The sequence below is a fragment of the Bacteroidales bacterium genome (genome assembly GCA_014860575.1).
Classification (GTDB): Bacteria; Bacteroidota; Bacteroidia; order Bacteroidales; family JAAYJT01; genus JAAYJT01.
In genome coordinates, this window is record JACZJK010000046.1 from 61,326 (window position 1) to 78,040 (window position 16,715).

Below are 16,715 nucleotides of genomic sequence, written 5' to 3' on the forward strand. Positions count from 1 at the left end.
CTATTTTTGCGTTTTGATTCTGAAAAATGCAAAACACAATTAAAACGTTCCTGGTACTATTCATTCTGCTGTTTATGTCAGCACATTCGTTTGCTGAAAATGATTCATTCAAAGACGAATCAAAATCAAATTCCACGGTTAGTTTAACAGGGATTGTCAAAGATAATGACACGGGCGAGGAATTGGTTTGTGCCGCAATTGAGATCACTGAATTAAAAAGAAAAGTATTTACTGATATTACAGGAAGATTTACCATTACAAATCTGAATCCCGGCAATTATACCCTTAGGATTTCCTATATCGCTTACGCTGAAAAGGAGATTAAAAAAATATCTGCCTCAACCCAGCAGGATGATCTGATCATTCAACTAAAGCAGCTCTAGCTTCATATTCTTTAGCACTTTACAAAAACCGGCTTAATTAATTAACTCGGTTTTTGTGTATTCTCAATATTTCAGCGACATACACAAAGCGTTAATCATCAGTCCATTGCGGAATAATATTATTAAAACGTTAATTTAATGTTAACTTTATGTTAACTTTTGATCAATTATTATTATATTTGCTGCAATATTTTAAAACCGGAGGGCAATATGAAGAATCTGTTTTTAACTATGGCGATATTGCTGCTTCTTACAGTAGCTGCTGCTTCTGCACAGAGCATCACTGAAAATGATGGCTTGTACTACAAGGATGGCGTGCTATATTCCGGTACAGTCACCGAATATTACGAAAATGGTTTGCTCAAAATGGAAATGAATTTATTTGAAGGTCAGAAGCATGACCTCACATTCATCTATTTTCCTGATGGCACAAAAAAAGAACAGCGTTCATACAAGCATGGTGTTAAGCATGGAACCTGGTACACCTGGGATGAAAATAAGAACCTTACCGCTGAAGCAAATTTTAAAGATGGTGACAAACATGGGAGTTGGCTTGTTTGGGATTCAAACGGAAACAAACGCTACCAGATATACTATGAAAACGGCGAAAAAAGTGGCGACTGGTTCATGTGGGATGAAGCAGGCAACCTTGCGATGCAAAGAACATATTAGTTTCTGCAATAAATAAAGTCTCTTGACCTACCGAAAATGCCTTTACTGCGACACAGTAAAGGCATTTTCGTCATAAGAAAAAGTTACAACGCTTTGAGAGACAGGCCATACTTAAAACTTATAGCTCATACCCAGCCCGAATGAAATCCCTGGATTGTATGAACTAAAATACTCATTTTCGGCCTTGTATGAATGATAAAAACTCTCAATTGATGATTTAAGGATATTTGAAACCTTAACATCTAGCACTAAATGATTATCTATAAATTTCTTATTCAGGCTAAAATTAAGACTATGGAAAGGGTGGTCAAAAATATCAGGAAACAAGCCTGCGCCAACAATAGCCAATGTGGGTCCTTTAATATTATAGAAAATCCCGGCTTCCACTCCCAGATCAAAATTACCGTATGTTAGCCCGGCATTAATCACATAAGGCGCCTGTCCGGCCATTTGCCTCACAGATTCAACAACCTGCCCTATTTTCTTGTACGTTGTTCTTGAGTTGAACTCACGATCAGACATATCAATTTTTGACTGCACCCATGTAAAATTGCCACTGAAATTAAAATTTGCGAGGGACTCAGAAATAAAATTCAAATCCTTTCTAAGTTCAAATTCCAGCCCTATTAACTCCCCATCACCAACATTGCGAACCTGATACTCAGTACTAGTTTGCTGTTCGGGTATTCTTACCATTTCAATCGGATCGTCAAAATTCTTGAAGAATGCACTTACTGAGAATATCTGCCCTCTTTCAAGAAACCACTCCCATCTGAAGTCAATGTTATCAATTCTTGTTTCAGTTAGTTTGCCATCCCAGTCAGCATAAGTAAAAAGGCTGCCGTTAAAGATTCTGTTGGTCAAAGGATCTATGATCTGTGCAAACGAAAGTTCTTTAAAGGAAGGCCTTGCTATGGTACGGGTATAACTTACACGCAGATTCTGTTCTTCTGTAAGGGCAAAGATGAAGTTAACAGAAGGGAAAAAATCCAAAGATTCAAGCACCTTATCGTTCACCAGATTTTTACCATTTGCAAAATCTCCATTTGCAAAAGTCTGATCCCGGCCTGTATGGCGTTGTACATAGTTCTCGATTCTCACACCAAGAATAGTTCTGAGCCTCGGAAGCGGGCTAAATTCGTTCTGGATATATGCTGCTGAATTTCGAATGTTCGATTCGTAGGCATTGGGGTTAGGATCATTATTTCCTGACTGGTAATAAATAGAATTTGGTTTGTTCGGATAAATGTGATCCGGGATTAAAATCTGGGTTGGATCGGATGTTTGCCATGACTGACTGCCTACAAATTGCATATCGAAAAACAAAATCTCATATTCGCGTTCTTTGTAGGTATAATTTACACCGAATTTGAGCCGGGCATCCCGATCAAATAAAGTGTATTTCTTATTCACATCAACTTTCCCTGAACCATTGATTTCACTTAATGACCGCCATATTCTGGATGGGTTTCCACCGGCGCCAGCCAGAAATAATGTATCAAGCGGCCTGTAAGTAAATGCTGTTTTCCGGATATCAGGATCGGAAGATGTTGACAAAGTCGGTGAAATCCGCCAGTCAATCTCCCAACCAGAATTCCCAATCAGATGATTGCCATTCAAAAAGAGGTTACTCAGTGCCCTCTCATTATACTCCAGATTATCAGAACCAGCAATATATCCAGATTGTCCTACCGCTTCACCGTCATTATTAAGTAAGAATTTTCCAGCCAGGGATTCTCCATTTTGCAGGTGCATAAAAGTAAACCTGATTTTCGACAATTTCGTCTTAAACGCCAGGCCGGCAATCGCTCCAATAAGAGTACTCCTTTCGCCATATTGTCCGTTTTGAATTGTCGCATATCTCATTTCATAACGGTCAGGATCAAAAAAGCGCTGATATTCGCTAAAAGTTACATTATCATAAAATTTATAATCATTTTTATAAGACAAGGCGAATATATAGCCCAATTTGGGATCTTTTGGACTTTCGGAATTCAGACTGATCTGATTACCAAGTGACAAACTAAAACTCAGATCAGCAAAGCTTTTCTCTCTGATTGCACCCAGGGTAGGGTTGAAGTTATTGATAAAATTTATCACCTCATCCTGCGGGTGACCGCTATATGGTGTTGGAACTTTGCTTTCTTTGGCTTGCCCGGGTATAGCCCTGGTCCCGTCATCGAATCCAAGGAAGTCGGTTTTACCTCCTTTATAGGTTAGGAAATCGGGATTGAGGTGCATATCTGGATTATAAGTTGTGCTTAACGAAACACTGAAAATTTTATCTTCGGGGAAGTCTTTGGTTTCAATATTCATAATTCCACCTGTAAAATCGGCGGGCAGGTCAGCAGTGAAATTTTTAACTACCATCATATTGTCAACCAGGTTGGTTGGAAAAATATCCATTTGTAAGCTATTCCGGTCAGGGTCAAGTCCCGGAATATCAACATGATTCAGCATTGTTTTTGAATACCGGTCGCCCAGCCCCCTGACATATACATATTTGCCATCTTCAATGGAAACTCCGGTTACCCGCTTTGCAGCTTCGACAGCTGTAGCATCGCCAATCAATTTTATTTTAGCTGACGAAATACCATCCATGATTACTACAGATTGTTTCTTCATTGTCATAAGCACGGCTTCAGTGGTTCTGATGGCTTCAGCCGATATAACTACTTCAGCAAGTTCGAATGAACTCTCCTGCAATAAAATATCATCAATCAAAGTAACCTCATTGAGTTTGACCCGCACATTCTCCAGTAAAACTGTTTGATATGAAATATAGGTTATCTGCAATTCATGCGAACCCACTGAAACACTGATTGAAAATTTCCCATCCAGATCAGTACTGGCTCCAATCGTTGTACCTTTCACCAATACAGTTACCCCAACCAAAGTTTCACCGGTTTTCCCGTCCAATACTGAACCCCTTATTGTGCCGTTCTGAGCCATTGTGCCTGACAGAACTAAAATCAATCCAACCATTAACAGGTACTTTATCATCGCAATAATTTTTTAAAATCTTAATGCAACAGACTTGCAAAATTAATTTTGCAAGTCTGTTGCATATTTTATGCTTGAATTGGTAAATAGTTAAAAATATTCCTGGGAAGTCGGATCATTTTATTTTGAAGGGATTTTACCTGCCTGAGCAGCCCATGTCCAGCCAAATACAGAAAGATCTGTGGTGTGTGAAGTACCTGCTGTAATTCCTGCCGGTACAGCTCCATTTACATAATTTGCAAGATCTGCTGCGGGCACATCAAGTAAAATTCCAGTGAAGTTAACTACACCGACATTATGAACAACTCGGTTGATTTTCTGGCCATCTCTGATAGAAGTGATGAAAATGTTTTCAAGATTGACCCTGGAATTATCGTCAGTATTAATAAGATCGGCAGAGAATCTTTCCAGATCAAAATCATTAGCAATCACATAACCATTCTTAATTGTGTGGCCGGCGGGATAAGAACCTTCCGGGCCGTCGAGCTCAAAGTTGTGGTCGCCAGGAGCAATGATAACAAAGTTATCCAGTGTACCAGCCCAGGACTGGTCAGTATCAATGGCGTCATCATTAACATTCCAAACCACGGCATTTGTAACATTCACTGTACCACCGAACCATTCGATGCCATCATCCTGGTTCGAAATAATTTCAATATTTTCAATGATGGTTCCCGATCCAACACCACCCAAAGTAAGACCATTAATCTCATTTCCAGCACCGATATTGGTTCCGCCATGACGAATGGAAACATATCTGAGAATACCTGAATCGTCAGAATCATCATTACCACCATACAGTCCGTTGGGATCTGAAGTTGGAATACCCTCAATCTGAACTTCGCTCACGTCACCGTTGTCATTTGAAGCTGAAATTCGGGCCCTACCCAGCACAAGCACACCGCCCCACAATCCATCAACATCAGGATCAAGGTTTGGGCTTCCAAAATTGCCGGCAGCAATATCTTCAGGTGATAATTCATCGGCAACTGATGTAAAGATAATAGGTGCGTCAGCTTCTCCGTCAGCAATCAGCTTTCCACCTCTTGCTATCAGCAAAGCCGTGGCATTTGCTCCGGTACCTGCTTCACCCTTAATGATTGTGCCTGCTTCTATAGTTAAAGTGGCACCGTTAAGTACGGTGATCCTACCAGCCAATTGATATACTTTATCACTGGTCCAGTCTGTATTTGTGCTGATGTTGCTTGAAACAACAACAAGTGTTTCCAATGTAACATTCACCACTGCGGTTGCATCATCTGTTTGGTTTTCATTGTCAGTTACAGCAAGTTTGATAGATGCTGCGCCAGCGGCATCTCCGGCAGTGAAAGCTACAAAAATATTACCTGATTCTGCATCAGCAGTTCCATTGGTTGTAATGGTTGCAGTTCCATTAACTGCACTTACAGTGGCTGATTTAAAACCACCATCAGCTGTGTAACTGAAAATGAGATCAACAACTGCACCGGCTTCGATAGTTTGATTATCGGGCGCGGTCACACTAGGGGCCTTGAAGTTGTCGCCCTTTTTGCAGGAATTTAATCCAACGACTAATGCTAACATGAAAAATGCCAGCTTAAAGAAATTTCTCTTTTGAAAATTGTTGCTTTTCATTTTTTTGAATAATTGGTTCATGAATAGATAGGTTTAGCAGATTTGATTTTATGCGGCAAAAGTAGGCTGGTCATGTTAAGGAAATATTAACACAAAGTGACCATTTCGTTAATAAAGCATTATCAAATTGTGAAGATTTAAAGGCATAATTCAAGGAATGCTAAGAAAAGCAACAGGAAAAGAAGACAATACGCAAGCCATCAAATAATTTACCTCATGCTAATCATATTCTACAGAACCGTTTCAGAAATGATAATCAAACCAACAATTCACCAATGAATATTTTTAGTGAAACAGGCAATTCGAATTAACCGATTTCTTCTCCCGATTGTTATTATTTTGTTCGTGTGTAAAATACCAAGCTGTTCTTTCGTTAATAATATATGTTTAATGTTTCCTAAGATTTCCGCAATGACCTTCAAAATGTCCCGCGCAGCACTATCTGCATTGGTTGCTTTTCTGTTTTCTACAGTAACTACAGCACAGGATACTACATACCTGAAAATCATAGTCAGCACCGATGTGCACGGCAGTGTTCTCCCTTACGATATTCTTGACGCCAGATCACGCCCCAATTCATTGGCTCAGGTTTATTCATACGTCATGAACGAGCGTCAGAAAAAAAACCAGGAAGTCATATTTTTAGATAATGGTGATATCCTGCAAGGAGACCCTTTCATTTATTATTACAACTTCATTGATACCTCCGGTATTCACCCCATGGCACGCGTTATGAACTTCATGCAGTACGATGCTACTACTATCGGAAATCATGATATTGAGGCAGGACATCCGGTGTATGACAAGCTTAATATGCAATTTGATTTTCCATGGCTTGGGGCCAACATCATTGACGAAACCACAGGGCTTCCATATTTTAAGCCCTACACTATGATTGAAAAAAATAATAAAAAAATTGCCATCCTCGGATTGTGCACACCGGCTATACCACAATGGTTACCTGAGGAATTGTGGAGTGGAATGCATTTTGAAGACATGCTAGTTTCGGCAAGAAGCTGGGTAAGGTATATTCAGCGTAATGAGAAACCTGATTTATTGATCGGACTGTTTCATTCAGGGGCACCTGATGTTGAGTACCCTGATGGAATACCGGCCAACCTTGAGCAGGCATCAAGAGTAATTGCACAGCGTGTTGCAGGATTTGATGTGGTATTTACAGGGCATGACCACCGGCGCTGGAACGAATTTGTTCCTAACCTGAGCGAAGGTTATACATTGCTGCTGGGCGGAGGAAACAATGCCAGGAATCTAGCTGTTGCCGATATTATCTTAATCTCAGATACTATTTCAAACTCAACCCGCAAAGAACTGCAGGGCAATATTGCAGATATGACAAAATTACCAGCCCATGAAGGTTTCCTCGATCAATTCTTTGATTATGTTTATCCCGTTCAGGATTTTGTAAAGCAGCCTGTTGGTGCACTTACGGATTCTTTGTTCAGCCGCGATGCACTTTTTGGAAGCTCAATGTTTGTGAACCTTGTGCACCATATCCAACTTGAGATCACAAAAGCCGATCTTTCATTTTCAGCGCCTTTAAGCTTTGATGCAGTGATTCCTGCAGGGAAGCTCACGCGTGGAGATCTCTTCAAACTTTACCGTTATGAAAATCAGCTTTACACCATGCAACTTTCCGGACAAGAAGTGCTTGATGTTTTAGAATTCAGCTACAGTAACTGGCTGAACCAAATGAAAACCAGCAGCGACCATCTGTTGAACTTTGTGAAAGATGAACAGGGCAAGCTCGTAACGGATCCTTATGGCAGACCCCAAACAGCAACGCCACATTTTAACTTTGAATCGGCTGCAGGCATCATCTACACTGTTGATGTCTCAAAACCTGCAGGCCAACGGGTGAATATTATTTCAATGATTGATGGACGGCCTTTCAGCGCCGATTCTACTTATGAAGTAGCGATCAACTCCTATAGGGCCAGCGGAGGCGGTGGGCATCTGACTACAGGTGCCGGAATTCCTCACGATGAACTAAACAGACGCATCACCTATACTTCGGGGCAAGATCTCAGGTTTATGATTATGGAATGGATCAGAGAAAACAAAGTTCCTCCATCATCACCTTATGTTAACTGGAGCATTGTACCAACAGATTGGCATCTTAAGGGAAAAGCAAAGGACGCCGCGTTGTTGTTTAAAAAGTAAGGAATTGAAATCATCTTCTCATAATAATTGCATTGTATGAACCAGCCTTGTCCTTTTTGCTCTTTATCCATTCAGGAACAGATTTTCTGGGGTTTGGACAAGGTGATGGCAGTTTATAATATTTCACCGATCCTGCCGGGTCATTCAATGATCATTCCGCGAAGGCATGTGGTTACAATCAATGAACTGGATAACGAAGAAATGACAAAATTTTTCACTTTCGCCCGGCAGGTAACTCAGTTGTTGATGCGTGCATTTGAGGCGGATGGTTTTGATTGGTCGTTGCAGGAGTCCGAAGCTGCCGGACAAAGTTTTGCTCATCTTCATCTTCACATTATCCCAAGAAAAACCGGTGATCTGAAACGGCCCGGCGATTGGTATGCGTTGTTGCAACAAAACAGGCATGTTATGATTGATAACCCAGACCGAAAATTGCTAGCACCCAATGAAATAAGTAACATCATAGAATTTATCAAATCACACAAACACTGACAATGCTGTTCGACGACACATATCGCACCATTGGGGGTGTATCTAGCGGCATCTACAAAGAAAAAGGCAGCAAATTCCTGGCATTTGCCGAACCGGCAGCCAACGAAAATGAAGCAAAGGCAATCCTGGAAAAATACCGTAAGCAATATCACGATGCAAGGCATCATTGTTTCGCATGGGCTATTGGCCCTGCCCGTGAATCGCAGCGAATGAATGATGATGGTGAGCCTTCAGGAACTGCAGGCAGGCCAATATTCGGACAAATCTTGAGCTTCGACCTTACGGATGTTATTGTAGTAGTTGTCCGATATTTTGGTGGAACCAAACTTGGGGTAGGTGGATTGATAAACGCATACAAATCAGCAACCAAAGATGCTTTTGATATGGCAGAAATCCTAACCAGGACCATTAATGAATTCTATGAGATTGTGTTTCCATACACTGCTACCAATGAAGTAATGAGGGTTGTAAAAGAAAAAAACCTTGAAATAATTGAAAGTTCTTACACAGATATTTGCCGGATTGTTATTTCGGTTCGGAAAAAAAATGCTATTTTGGCCTCCGATTCGATTTCTTCATTAATTAATGTCAAAATCAAATACTTACGTACTATCTGAAAGTTGCTGTTGACCGGGCTTTGGCGGCCTTTAGATACAACTAAAAAAATGTAAAATCAAGGCAAAAAAAATTTTTTTTTTAACTTTTTCTACTGCAATTTTGTTAAAAAATCGGGAGCGTAGCATCAGGCGCTCATCACCCCCGGATGTTTTTTTATCTCTGGCCTCATTATAAGTTGTTTAATTAGTTTAGGTCTGGTATTAGTTATTGAACAAAACATGAAAGTAGATCACGTTGCAGTATGGGAGGCTTGTCTTAAGGTAATCCAAGACAATATTAATCACCAAAGTTTTAAAACCTGGTTCCTGCCAATTAAGGCAGTAAAGCTTGATGATAACGTTTTAACCATTGAAGTTCCAAGCCAGTTTTTCTATGAATGGCTCGAGGAGCATTACATAACTCTTCTTAAAAAAACCATTAAAAAGGAATTAGGCTCAAAAGGCAGACTTGAGTACAGCATTGTTATGGAGAACAGCTATAACAATAACCCGGCCTATACAATAAAAGTACCTACAAGTCACAAGCAATCAACCGGCAATCAACCTGTTTCAATGCCTCTGGATATTAACAGAGGAATGTCGAAAGAAATTCCGAACCCGTTTATTATCCCGGGCCTCAGGAAGGTAAAAGTGAATTCGCAGCTTATTGACTCGTATTCCTTTGAAAATTTCATTGAAGGCGATTGCAACCGCCTGGCCCGTTCAGCCGGTTATGCCGTAGCTGCGAACCCAGGCAAGACAGCCTTTAATCCAATGTTCATATACAGTAGTGTAGGACTTGGAAAAACACACCTTTCGCATGCCATTGGCATTCAGGTTAAAAATAACTTCCCTGATAAGACGGTATTATATCTCTCAACCGAGCAATTTATCCAGCAGTTCATTGATGCAACAATGAATGGCAACCAAAACGACTTTGTACATTTTTACCAGATGATGGATGTGCTTATTCTTGACGACATCCACTTTTTAGCAGGTAAGGAAAAAACGCAAGATATCTTTTTTCACATTTTTAATTACCTGCATCAGAAATCAAAGCAGATCATCATCACTTCCGACAAGCCTCCGGTTGAACTTAAAGGCATTGAAGCCAGGTTGTTAAGTCGCTTCAAATGGGGTTTGGCTGCCGACCTGCAGGTTCCGGATTATGAGACCAGGGTGGCAATATTGCAGAAACGGCTTTACAATGATGGCATGACCATGCCTTCGGAAGTTATTCACTACATCGCCAATAATATTGCGACTAATATTCGGGAACTGGAAGGTGCACTTATTTCATTGATTGCACAATCATCGCTAAACAAAAAGGAAATCACTGTTGAGCTTGCCAGGCAAATTATTGACAAGTTTGTTAAAAGCACTTCCAAAGAAATTTCGATTGACTACATCCAAAAGCTTGTCTGTGATTTCTTTAACATTCCCAGCGAAGTAATCAATTCCAAAACCCGCAAGCGCGAAATTGTTCAGGCAAGGCAACTGGCCATGTATTTCGCAAAAAAACATACCAAAGCATCACTGGCAACCATCGGCCTGCACTGCGGCAACAAAGACCACGCGACTGTTCTGCATGCCTGCCGTACGGTAAACAATCTTATTGAAACCGATAAGCAGTTCAGAAACTACGTTGAAGAACTGGACAACAAACTGAAAATTTAAATTCTTGCTACGCTTGAGACTGTCTCAAAACTCGCGATTTTTAAGTTTTTGTCATTCTGAGCGAAGCGAAGAATCTGTTTTACACCTATTTGGAGATCCTTCACTTCGTTCAGGATGACAAGATTCAACCTTTTGAAAAAGCCTCGTGAAATTTCAACAGATTGCGAGGGTTTAGCCGCATATAACACTATTGGTCCAGGTTCTCAAAAAGTTAATAAATCCTGTTTTACCTCATTCAGTTTTTATTTTTTGTACATTAGCGACTGAATTCAAAACAGGCCATATTTTCATTACAAACAAAACCGCGATGACTAAAAAAATATTAATGGTTTGCCTTGGCAACATCTGCAGATCTCCCCTGGCTGCCGGGGTTCTGAGGAAAAAGATTCTGGATAAGGGACTTGATGCGACTGTTGATTCTGCCGGGTTTGAACCTTACCATATTGGCGAAGAACCTGATGCCCGCACCCTTGAAATAGCTAAAAAACATAGCATTGATATTTCCTCCCACTCCATGCGCTTGTTCAAAGTGGATGATTTTGACATTTATGACAGGATCTTCGTGATGGATCAGCGCAACCTGCGTGATGTACTGTTTCTGGCTCGCAACGAAGCCGACAAGAAGAAAGTTGATTACCTTATGAATCAGGCTCATCCAGGTAAAAATCAAATTGTTCCTGATCCATATTATGGGGATATTGCTGATTTTGAGCAAGCATACCGGATGATGGATGAAGCCTGCGAAAAAATTGCCGAATCACTTAAATAATTCACTTATCCTTCATGCACGACTTTCCCGGAAAAAATGACATTCTGGAAGCAGCTTCCAGAATCAGCCCTTATGTTCATCGCACGCCGGTTTTTACGAGCCAGAACCTGAACCAGATAACAGGCGCAAACCTATTTTTTAAGTGCGAAAATCTTCAGAAAACAGGCTCTTTCAAATTCCGTGGGGCTTGCAACGCTGTTTTTTCGCTTTCTGAACCAGAAGCCGTGAATGGCGTTGCAACACACTCATCCGGAAATCATGCCCAGGCACTTGCCCTCGCTGCCAGGCTCAGAGGAATTCCGGCATATATCGTAATGCCTGAAAATGCTTCGAAGCCAAAGGTTGCTGCGGTTCGCGAGTATGGTGGAATTATAACTTTCTGCCAGCCAAATCTAAAATCAAGAGAAGAAGTGCTGAAACTCGTTATCCAGCGCACCAATGCTTCTGAGGTGCATCCGTATAATTATTACCGAACTATCTGCGGACAAGCCACTGCTGCACTGGAACTTATTGAAGATGCCGGAGAAAATCTGGACATTATTATGGCTCCTGTAGGCGGCGGTGGATTGATTAGTGGAACTGCACTTTCGACCCATTATTTTTCTCCTTCAACTACGGTTATAGCTGCTGAACCTCAAAATGCCAATGATGCATTTTTATCTTTCAAGGCAGGACACATCATTCCGGCTCCACAAAAGCCAAATACAATTGCCGATGGTTTATTGACCTCATTGGGAAGCCTTACATTCCCTATCATCAGAAAGCATGTCAACGAAATCGTAACAGTTGAGGAAGATGAAATAATTGAAGCAATGAAGCTGATTTGGGAACGACTCAAGCTCGTGATCGAACCTTCAGCCGCCGTTGCTTTTGCCGCCACTTTGAAAGGAAGAGTAAATGTGAAAGGAAAAAATGTAGGGCTGATCCTATGCGGAGGTAATATTGACCTGCAAAAAATTCCGTGGTAATTAACTTAAAACCAACTTTATGAAAACCACAGGAAAAGGAACACTGTACCTGTTGCCAGTTCCGCTCACCGAAGGGAAACCCTCAGCTTCGCTGCCTGTCTCTACCTTGGAAATAATTCTTTCCCTGCAAATTTTTATTGTTGAAGATATCCGATCGGCAAGAAGGTTCCTCAGAGTAGCCGGGTACAGCGGTGACTTCCAGGATATAACTTTTCATGTGTTGAATGAGCATGTAAATGCTGCGGCAATCCCAGAAATGCTTAAGGAAACAATACAAGGTACAAACACAGGATTGCTTTCAGAAGCCGGTATGCCTTGTATCGCTGACCCCGGGGCATTGGTAGTGACTTATGCACATCAGCAAAAAGTAAAGGTGGTGCCTCTCATCGGGCCGTCATCCATTCTGCTTGCTCTTATGGCCTCAGGATTCAATGGCCAGCATTTTATATTTCATGGGTACTTGCCGGTAAAAAGCGTGGAGAGGTCAGCTAAAATTAAGGAAATCGAATCTCAGGTATATCGTTTGAACCAAACCCAGATTTTTATTGAAACACCTTATCGCAACCTGAACCTGTTTTCAGGCCTTATGGAAACATGCAAAGACCAGACATTGCTATGCATTGCATGCAATCTGAATGCTCCCGACGAACTGATCATCAACAAACCAGTTTCATGGTGGAAAAACAATGCTCCTGAGATTCATAAAAAACCTGCTGTTTTCTTATTGTACAGGTAAAGTAAAACAATGATGCCATGAGTATCTTTAACTCTTCAACCTACAATACCTGTAACTTTTGGTTAATGATAGCGTTATAATACACAAAGCAAAACTCGAGAAATTATGACATTGAAAGGACGTGCTGCCGCCATTATCTCCATTACAGTACTGTGTTTAGTTTCTATTTATGGCAAGGCACAAGATACAGCGATTGATTTTTTAAGGTATGCAGTTGAAGCAACTGAAAAAAAGGATTATGCCGGCGCTATTGCACTATGCGATCGCTCTATTGCATTGGATAAACGTAATGAACTTGCATTCTATCACCGCGCTTATAACAGGTTTCTGCTTGGCGACTTTAAAGGAGCCATTGAAGACACTACAAAATCCATTGAACTGAACGACCAAATCGCCGACACCTATTTATTGCGGGCAGAAGCAAACCTGAAAATTGGAGCACGATTTTCTGCAATTTCTGATTATAACAGGGCCAGGCGGCTTGATGGCTCAATCACAGTTGCCCACATTGCGCAAAATCTGTTTAATGCGATATTCTAACCTGATAAATTCTTACCGCAAGGACGCAAAACTTTGATTTTAAACAGAAGAGAGAGATTGCTTATATCACCATAACACACCGCTCTACTCTCTATACGTCCTAAACCATAAACCTTCTAAACATTCTAAACATTCTAAACATTCTAAACTTCCTTGGCGACTTCGCGTCTTAGCGAGAGATTTTAAGAATTCAACATTTTAATACCCACCTGCAATCCTCCGGAAAATCCATTCTGCAGTAAGCAAGGCAATCAGTAAAACAAATAAGTACTTCAAATCAATCAGTTCAAGATAGGATTTCTCAAAGTAAAATACTGGTTTTACATCTCCTCGATCCCGTATAATATCGGCGATCTGACCCATATCAGCAGGTAAAAACATTTCACCGCCAAAGCGTTCAGCCACGGAATTCATCAGTCTGTGATCCGCTACGAGGTTGGTAAACTCAACCTGCAATGGCAGCACGCTGAAAGCGCCGCGGGCCTCCAATCTTTCGGTTTGCCATTGAGTAGCTGCCGTGTAAGTATAATTGCCTGGCGCGAGTGAACCAGCCTTCATTGAATAAGCATTCCGCGTTCTGGAAAATGTGAAGGGAAATTGCTTTCCTTCTACATCGCTGATTACCAGTTCTATCTCTGGTGTATTAATCGGTTCGAACGATGCATTGTAAAGCTCTGCTGAAAATTCAATCTCTTCATTCTCGTTCCACCTGTTTTGAGTTTGAACCCTGAACCGGTCCTTTTGTTCCCTGAGTGCCAGGTACTGAATGCTTTTTGTGAGCCACTCGTTGAATGCATTGTGGTTGCCGCGACGCGAAAAGTTAACCAGGCGCCAGCGCCAAAGGCCCTCGCCCGCGATCACACCAATTTTCCTTCCTGAAAGATCAGCAAAGGTCATGAGGGGTGCATCGGTAACCAGGGATCCAATCTGCCTGTAGAACAATGCGTTACTTGCCAGCGACTCACGATAGGTTCCGAACGGGCTGAACAATGGCGGGAAAAAGCGGAGCGTTTCGGTAAAATCATCACTTAAAGAAAATAAGGTAAATGCCGGGTTAAGCGCCGGCAGGGTTTCATCCACTCGGCTGGCTGATCCGCTTATACTCAGTCCATAACCAAGTGTGTTGAACACATTGAGGTCAGAACCTGAACCGAGAATATGCAACAACGGCAGATCTGCATCATTGAGTTTGCGAATGAGGGAAGTAAATGCCTGCTGCCGCGATGGAACCTGGTGTAGCACAGCCAGGTTGAACTCTTTTGGATTTCCATTGTATTGCGAAGCTTCAAAAACTTCAACTGAATAATTTTCCTGTGCTTCCAGTGTTTGCCGGATGGCGGTAATATCGGGATGAGGGGAGCTGTAGAGCACAAGTACTTTTTGGCGTGCTTCAAGGACTTCAATATAAATATCCTTAACGTTGTTGCTGAGAATTATTTCACCGTCAACAGGCAGCAGTTCAATTCTATAGCGTTGCAAACCAGCTTGCTCTGCAGTCAGCTCAACAGGAATAAAACTGTTGTCATTGTTCCCGGAAAAAACAATTCGTTCTGAAAACAACACTGTACCATCTTTTATGACCCTAAGCGTAGTGTTCAGACCATTACATAAAACGCCCCTAACATGAACTTCTAAAGGGAAAGTATTATTTAAAAATGCGATCCGGTTATGCGCTACGTTCACAACTACTGCATCCTTCACAACTGTGGTATCGCCCAATGCCACAGTATAAACAGGAAAAGGCAGGTATTGCAATGCATATTGCGGATGAATACCCTGGTTGAAAATACCATCACTGGCAAGAATGAGCGCCCCAACATTGCGGTTCAGATAACGGGATTGAACCTCGGCAAGCATATCCGTAATATTGGTTTGCTTGTCAGTAAAATCAAAATTGATACCCTCGCGGATATGATCGCCAAATGAAAAAGTATGCACATCGAAGTCCTTGCCGAGTTCTTCCACAAGGCTGTTTACCAGAGCCGGATAAGATTCCGAATAGAAAACCGAATCCCTTGCCGTAGAAATTGAAGCCGACTGATCCTGTGCCACAATAATAACCGGTTCTTCAACTTTTTTCGTTGTATTTCTGAAAAGCGGTGAAAGCAGGAAAAAAGCGATGAATGAAACAGTAAGTGCCCTGATGGTTCCCATTACGATGCGCTGCAAGCCGGAAAACTCATTGCGGCGTTCACGATAGTAAAGGGCAGCCGCGTAAAGCACACCTGCGAGGATACATACAGGCACAAACCATGCCCCGGAACTTATGATAATTTGTTGGATCACAAAATATTACTTACTCATTCCTCCACAAACGCTGATCACCTGGCCGGTAACATACGACGAAAGATCGCTAGCGAGATACAGCGCAACATTGGCCACATCTTCCGGATTTCCTGCACGGCGTAGCGGTATGGTTTTGATCCATTCTTCACGCACATCCTGCGGTAACTTAGCGGTCATATCGGTTTCGATAAAACCCGGAGCAATGGCATTGCAGCGGATATTGCGCGAACCAAGTTCCTGCGCAATTGATTTTGTAAAGCCGATCAACCCGGCTTTGGATGCCGCATAGTTCGACTGGCCGGCATTGCCACCCAACCCAACAACAGAACTCATATTGACGATGCTGCCAAAGCGCTGTTTCAACATCACCTTCTGGATGGCCTTGGTCATGTTGAAAATGGATTTCAGGTTTACTTTGATCACAATGTCCCAGTCGGATTCGGCCATCCGCATTAGGAGGTTGTCGCGGGTGATGCCGGCATTATTGACAAGGATATCAATGACACCGAAATCATTCATTACTTCAGTTACAAGCTTATCCGAATCATCAAAAGAACTGGCGTCGGAGGCATAGCCTTTGGCTTTTACGCCCAGTGCAGTGAGATCCTGCTCCAGCGCTTGCATTGATTCATCATTTTTGATGTCGGTAAAAGCAATATTGGCGCCTTCGGCTGCAAACTTCAGGGCAATGCCTTTACCTATCCCACGCGCTGCGCCGGTGATGAGGGCGGTTTTTCCTTTTAGTAAATTCATAAGTTAATGTGTTGATTGGTTAATTGGTTGATTAGTTCCTGGTTG

General features: G+C 41.7%; 14 protein-coding genes. 10 read left to right on the forward strand and 4 right to left on the reverse strand.

Going from position 1 to position 16,715, the window contains the following annotated elements; genetic code table 11:
• The first annotated feature begins 26 nt into the window (after positions 1–26).
• Together IH597_12635 and IH597_12640 are read left to right on the forward strand one after the other, a co-directional pair.
• The gene (locus IH597_12635; GenBank protein MBE0663297.1) at positions 27–383 is read left to right on the forward strand and encodes a carboxypeptidase-like regulatory domain-containing protein; all 357 of its coding nucleotides are present in this window, start codon (positions 27–29) and stop codon (positions 381–383) included.
• A gap of 210 nt (positions 384–593) precedes the next feature.
• On the forward strand, positions 594–1,055 hold the full coding sequence (locus IH597_12640) for a toxin-antitoxin system YwqK family antitoxin (protein ID MBE0663298.1): 462 nt from the start codon (positions 594–596) through the stop codon (positions 1,053–1,055).
• Positions 1,056–1,166: 111 nt separating this feature from the next.
• On the opposite strand, the gene IH597_12645 is transcribed toward IH597_12640, so the two are convergent.
• Together IH597_12645 and IH597_12650 are read right to left on the reverse strand one after the other, a co-directional pair.
• Positions 1,167–4,058: a TonB-dependent receptor gene (locus IH597_12645; GenBank protein ID MBE0663299.1), complete on the reverse strand. Its 2,892-nt coding sequence runs from the start codon at positions 4,056–4,058 to the stop codon at positions 1,167–1,169.
• A 120-nt stretch (positions 4,059–4,178) separates the two neighbouring features.
• Entirely contained in the window at positions 4,179–5,621 is a 1,443-nt protein-coding gene (locus IH597_12650) for a hypothetical protein (GenBank protein ID MBE0663300.1), read from the reverse strand.
• 462 nt (positions 5,622–6,083) lie between these two features.
• Between IH597_12650 and IH597_12655 the strand changes: the two genes are divergently transcribed.
• The 8 genes from IH597_12655 (at position 6,084) to IH597_12690 (ending at position 13,631) form a co-directional block, all read left to right on the forward strand.
• Positions 6,084–7,853, forward strand: a complete 1,770-nt coding sequence (locus tag IH597_12655; GenBank protein ID MBE0663301.1) for a bifunctional metallophosphatase/5'-nucleotidase — start codon at positions 6,084–6,086, stop codon at positions 7,851–7,853.
• A 36-nt stretch (positions 7,854–7,889) separates the two neighbouring features.
• Positions 7,890–8,345, forward strand: a complete 456-nt coding sequence (locus IH597_12660) for an HIT domain-containing protein (protein ID MBE0663302.1) — start codon at positions 7,890–7,892, stop codon at positions 8,343–8,345.
• A 5-nt stretch (positions 8,346–8,350) separates the two neighbouring features.
• Positions 8,351–8,962 (forward strand): YigZ family protein, encoded by a 612-nt coding sequence (locus tag IH597_12665; GenBank protein ID MBE0663303.1) that lies wholly within the window; start codon positions 8,351–8,353, stop codon positions 8,960–8,962.
• Positions 8,963–9,181: 219 nt separating this feature from the next.
• Positions 9,182–10,618, forward strand: a complete 1,437-nt coding sequence (gene dnaA, locus IH597_12670) for a chromosomal replication initiator protein DnaA (protein MBE0663304.1) — start codon at positions 9,182–9,184, stop codon at positions 10,616–10,618.
• A 307-nt stretch (positions 10,619–10,925) separates the two neighbouring features.
• Positions 10,926–11,387 carry a low molecular weight phosphotyrosine protein phosphatase gene (locus IH597_12675; GenBank protein MBE0663305.1) on the forward strand — a complete coding sequence of 154 codons (462 nt, stop codon included), beginning with the start codon at positions 10,926–10,928 and terminating at the stop codon, positions 11,385–11,387.
• A 14-nt stretch (positions 11,388–11,401) separates the two neighbouring features.
• A complete protein-coding gene (locus IH597_12680; GenBank protein ID MBE0663306.1) occupies positions 11,402–12,355 on the forward strand; it encodes a pyridoxal-phosphate dependent enzyme in 954 nt (317 codons plus the stop codon).
• Between the two features lie 19 nt (positions 12,356–12,374).
• Positions 12,375–13,091 carry an SAM-dependent methyltransferase gene (locus tag IH597_12685; GenBank protein MBE0663307.1) on the forward strand — a complete coding sequence of 239 codons (717 nt, stop codon included), beginning with the start codon at positions 12,375–12,377 and terminating at the stop codon, positions 13,089–13,091.
• Positions 13,092–13,196: 105 nt separating this feature from the next.
• Positions 13,197–13,631 carry a hypothetical protein gene (locus tag IH597_12690; GenBank protein ID MBE0663308.1) on the forward strand — a complete coding sequence of 145 codons (435 nt, stop codon included), beginning with the start codon at positions 13,197–13,199 and terminating at the stop codon, positions 13,629–13,631.
• 198 nt (positions 13,632–13,829) lie between these two features.
• Here IH597_12690 and IH597_12695 read toward each other — a convergent pair whose 3' ends face one another.
• Together IH597_12695 and fabG are read right to left on the reverse strand one after the other, a co-directional pair.
• Entirely contained in the window at positions 13,830–15,917 is a 2,088-nt protein-coding gene (locus tag IH597_12695) for a hypothetical protein (protein ID MBE0663309.1), read from the reverse strand.
• A gap of 6 nt (positions 15,918–15,923) precedes the next feature.
• Positions 15,924–16,670, reverse strand: a complete 747-nt coding sequence (gene fabG, locus IH597_12700; GenBank protein ID MBE0663310.1) for a 3-oxoacyl-[acyl-carrier-protein] reductase — start codon at positions 16,668–16,670, stop codon at positions 15,924–15,926.
• Between the last annotated feature and the right edge of the window lie 45 nt (positions 16,671–16,715).

Excerpts from the sequence above, each read along its gene's own strand:
- IH597_12660 (MBE0663302.1), top strand. The coding sequence starts at position 7,890 with ATGAACCAGCCTTGTCCTTTTTGCTCTTTATCCATTCAGGAACAGATT.
- IH597_12675 (MBE0663305.1), top strand. The coding sequence starts at position 10,926 with ATGACTAAAAAAATATTAATGGTTTGCCTTGGCAACATCTGCAGATCT.
- IH597_12680 (MBE0663306.1), top strand. The coding sequence starts at position 11,402 with ATGCACGACTTTCCCGGAAAAAATGACATTCTGGAAGCAGCTTCCAGA.
- IH597_12655 (MBE0663301.1), top strand. The coding sequence starts at position 6,084 with ATGACCTTCAAAATGTCCCGCGCAGCACTATCTGCATTGGTTGCTTTT.
- IH597_12685 (MBE0663307.1), top strand. The coding sequence starts at position 12,375 with ATGAAAACCACAGGAAAAGGAACACTGTACCTGTTGCCAGTTCCGCTC.
- dnaA (MBE0663304.1), top strand. The coding sequence starts at position 9,182 with ATGAAAGTAGATCACGTTGCAGTATGGGAGGCTTGTCTTAAGGTAATC.
- IH597_12650 (MBE0663300.1), bottom strand. The coding sequence starts at position 5,621 with ATGTTAGCATTAGTCGTTGGATTAAATTCCTGCAAAAAGGGCGACAAC.
- IH597_12635 (MBE0663297.1), top strand. The coding sequence starts at position 27 with ATGCAAAACACAATTAAAACGTTCCTGGTACTATTCATTCTGCTGTTT.
- fabG (MBE0663310.1), bottom strand. The coding sequence starts at position 16,670 with ATGAATTTACTAAAAGGAAAAACCGCCCTCATCACCGGCGCAGCGCGT.
- IH597_12690 (MBE0663308.1), top strand. The coding sequence starts at position 13,197 with ATGACATTGAAAGGACGTGCTGCCGCCATTATCTCCATTACAGTACTG.
- IH597_12640 (MBE0663298.1), top strand. The coding sequence starts at position 594 with ATGAAGAATCTGTTTTTAACTATGGCGATATTGCTGCTTCTTACAGTA.
- IH597_12645 (MBE0663299.1), bottom strand. The coding sequence starts at position 4,058 with ATGATAAAGTACCTGTTAATGGTTGGATTGATTTTAGTTCTGTCAGGC.